This window comes from Sporosarcina sp. FSL K6-5500, assembly GCF_038005665.1.
Classification (GTDB): domain Bacteria; phylum Bacillota; class Bacilli; order Bacillales_A; family Planococcaceae; genus Sporosarcina; species Sporosarcina psychrophila.
This window is the reverse complement of record NZ_JBBOTP010000011.1, coordinates 1-2,941: the sequence shown is the minus strand read 5'-3', so window position 1 is coordinate 2,941 and position 2,941 is coordinate 1. Positions and strand designations below refer to the sequence as shown.

5 protein-coding genes are annotated in these 2,941 nt (G+C 37.9%); all 5 read right to left on the bottom strand.

Features of this window, described 5'->3' with window-relative positions; all coding sequences use genetic code 11:
- Nucleotides 1-430: 430 nt before the first annotated feature.
- On the bottom strand, nucleotides 431-1,546 hold the full coding sequence (locus tag MKX62_RS24355) for a protein rep (protein WP_340742773.1): 1,116 nt from the start codon (nucleotides 1,544-1,546) through the stop codon (nucleotides 431-433).
- 310 nt (nucleotides 1,547-1,856) lie between these two features.
- Nucleotides 1,857-2,105 carry a hypothetical protein gene (locus tag MKX62_RS24350; RefSeq protein ID WP_340742772.1) on the bottom strand — a complete coding sequence of 83 codons (249 nt, stop codon included), beginning with the start codon at nucleotides 2,103-2,105 and terminating at the stop codon, nucleotides 1,857-1,859.
- 16 nt (nucleotides 2,106-2,121) lie between these two features.
- Nucleotides 2,122-2,382: a hypothetical protein gene (locus tag MKX62_RS24345; RefSeq protein WP_340742771.1), complete on the bottom strand. Its 261-nt coding sequence runs from the start codon at nucleotides 2,380-2,382 to the stop codon at nucleotides 2,122-2,124.
- Nucleotides 2,379-2,684 carry a hypothetical protein gene (locus MKX62_RS24340; RefSeq protein WP_340742770.1) on the bottom strand — a complete coding sequence of 102 codons (306 nt, stop codon included), beginning with the start codon at nucleotides 2,682-2,684 and terminating at the stop codon, nucleotides 2,379-2,381. Before MKX62_RS24340 ends, MKX62_RS24345 begins: the two co-directional genes overlap by 4 nt.
- On the bottom strand, nucleotides 2,677-2,941 hold a 265-nt coding region (locus MKX62_RS24335), incomplete at its 5' end, for a ribbon-helix-helix protein, CopG family (protein WP_340742769.1). The genes MKX62_RS24340 and MKX62_RS24335, both read right to left, overlap by 8 nt.

Here is a 2,941-nt window from a genome sequence, read left to right as displayed (position 1 = left end):
AACTCAATTAACGCCAATTCATTAATACGTGACTGAATCATTTCTTTAATTTTCGACATATGACAGTCTCCTTTATTGGTTATTTACACCAATAATACACGTGTAATTAAATAATGTCAACGTTTGTATTTCGACTGATTACGACAAAGAATTCAATCGTAATACGAACGGTTTTTGTCGCCCGAATTTAGATTCGCAGAAAATCAGTCGCACCCCAACAACTGGGTCCCCCCCGCAGTGCGGGGACCCCCCCAACCGCTGGGACCCCCGACTGATTTTTCTTCAAAGTTAAATATCTGGAAAACAAAAGAACCCTTCCGTAAATACAGAAAGATTCCTTTGAAAGAGGGTTAGAACGTATATTTGCACGTGCGAATATACATTCCATATGCTATAATAGAGTTAACGAACGAATAGCCTTTGAGAGGGGTTATTCTTTTTTTAAGTAATTTTTTACACCTGGAATCCAGCTATATAATTCCTCTAACATGTCAGATTGGCAAACGCTGCACTTGCAATTTTTATCTTCATTATCAACATGAACCAAATCAGCATCGTCATCTTCAGAGTCTTGAATTTTTCCTTGTTCTTCAAGGGAATTCAAGGCTTTTTTTAATTCTCCACCGTAAGCTATTAATCTCCTACGAGCTAAAGAGGTATCTAAAACAAATACAACTTCATCGGTTTTTTCTTTATCAATACCCGACGCAACATCTGGGATATAGAGGACTTCTTTACCCTTTTGAATTGATTTCCTCCGATTATAAACTAGGAAGTCATCGGCTTTTGTCGTGTATTTTGCAAGTTCTGCGATAGCACCACCAGACAAATGACTTTCTTCAATTCCCTTTTCCTCTAAAATATTTTGTTCCTTTTCCTTATTTCTTTTATTTTTGACCGTCCTAATATCCACGATAGGCATGTAATCCACCTGTAAGCTCTTCTGCCACAGTTTGACCCATTCCTCTGTCTTTATGTATCCATGTGAGAAATAGGAGGGTGAAACAGCGAGTAAAACATGAAAATGAGGGTGAAACTTTCCATCATCAAAATTCCTTGTAACTTCAAGTGAACGAAACCAACCTAAAATCAATTTTTGAAACTGTTTTCTCTTTGCAAACCTATCCCATGATTTCATGAGGTGAGAAATTGTTTCCGCTAGATCTTCACCAGTACAATTTTCAACCGTGAGAGTCAAAAATAAGAAACGCATTTTTTTCTGTTGGACTGCTTCATGTGCTACCCGTTTGAGATTGTAAGCATTTAAAAGCGACTTTCTCCATGAACACATAGGACACATTCTGATTCTACAAAAATTGGCCCATTTCAAATTTTTCTCATGTCCATGAGGGCAAGAACTAAATTTCAACGATGAACCGCAATAATTTACATTCTCCGAACGGTTAGCCCAAAAAGTACCCTTATATCTTTCACTAATTCGCTCATATGATTCTGAAAGCAGTTGGCTATTAGTCTTGTGACTTCTCCAAGGTCTTTCCTTGTCAAAGCTATTAAAATCGGTCAAAATCTCGTAGTCTTGTCCCAAATCCCACCAACCCCCTTCAACTACATATTTACTACATGGAAATCGGCGATAAATCCCACCGTTACGCCGTTTATGCGGTATTTCGTGCCGTGAGTTGTTTCTATAGTATCAAGTAAAGAAGAAACTCAATTCAAAAGCCTTCAGACCTTGCCCCTTTAGAAAGGGTCAAACCCCCAACCCCCTTCGCCAGGTGGCAGGTTCTCACAAGGTGTGAGAACCAAAAAGAGGGTGACAAATCACAGAAACGTGTAAAGACCGAATTCCCTGCGGTCAGAGATTACGGTCTTGACACTCTACGATATTTTTCCTTCTAATGTTTGCCGAAATAGGAAAGGGTTCTTGGTTTGGATGTAACAGCCGAAAGAAAGGAAGCAACAATAGGAGCTATCTCTCTTTCTACTTGAATGTCATAATCACCAATTGCAGAATACAAAAATGTACCTAACGCCCCTAAAAAAAGAATTTCATCGTCAAAATTTTGATCCAATATACGATTGGCAGCCACATGATGACGAATTGTAAAAATGCCATTCTCTTTGAATAATTGGACAGTACGCATATTATTTTTCACCTCATTAAGCATTAAATTTTTCTTCGTCAATGCGAGCAATGAAAAAAGCCATAACGTATTCTCCAATTTGATCGGATGTAATTTGTTCAGAAGTAACCTGATGCGTTAATCTTTCAAGTTGGCTGACAAACGTACCTTCTAAAACTGTTTCCCATCTTAAATCCCTGAAAGTTTCTCGGTCATCATATTCCGCATTAAAAATCTTTTTTTTGTCCAAAACTTCTTGTAACAAAGATTCTACTAAGCTATCAGTAACGGCACTCATACTCGAACTCCCTCGAAATCAAGACTATAAGGTTTCTGAAATACAACTTCTTGAAGTTTAAGAACTGGACGCCCCTTCTGATCTCTTGCCTGTCTAAAATCTAACTCATAAATTCCGGGAATCTGTTTAAACTTCGATTCATGGTCACCAATCATAGTAAGATTTAATGCCGCATGCCCCTTACCGTATTCGCTATTTTCATTTACCGTATCAAGATAATGAACGGTAATACCTTGAACTTTTTCACCATCATCATTTACAAAATTGAAAGGACGAACGCCAGTAACGATGTGTTTACCCATTAGATTTTTCCTCCTCAATTAAACGATCAATCTCTTTTTCTTCAGTTGCTTCTAAAAAAGCAACAACCTCAGAAACAGGCAAATTTAATGCAGTCAATGCTTCTGAAGCACCTGCCTCTAAAAATGAACGCATTACATCGGAACGAGATAACTGAAGCTGTTGAGCAATCAAGTCCAATTTATCAACAGTGTCAGAAGTAACCCTAAGTGATACCCCTGTCATCTCTGGTTTCAAAAATTCGTTATGTTCTTCTTCT

Bases quoted from the DNA above. Each gene is read 5' to 3' on its own strand.
- MKX62_RS24345 (WP_340742771.1), bottom strand. From the start codon at position 2,382: ATGAGTGCCGTTACTGATAGCTTAGTAGAATCTTTGTTACAAGAAGTT.
- MKX62_RS24350 (WP_340742772.1), bottom strand. From the start codon at position 2,105: ATGCGTACTGTCCAATTATTCAAAGAGAATGGCATTTTTACAATTCGT.
- MKX62_RS24340 (WP_340742770.1), bottom strand. From the start codon at position 2,684: ATGGGTAAACACATCGTTACTGGCGTTCGTCCTTTCAATTTTGTAAAT.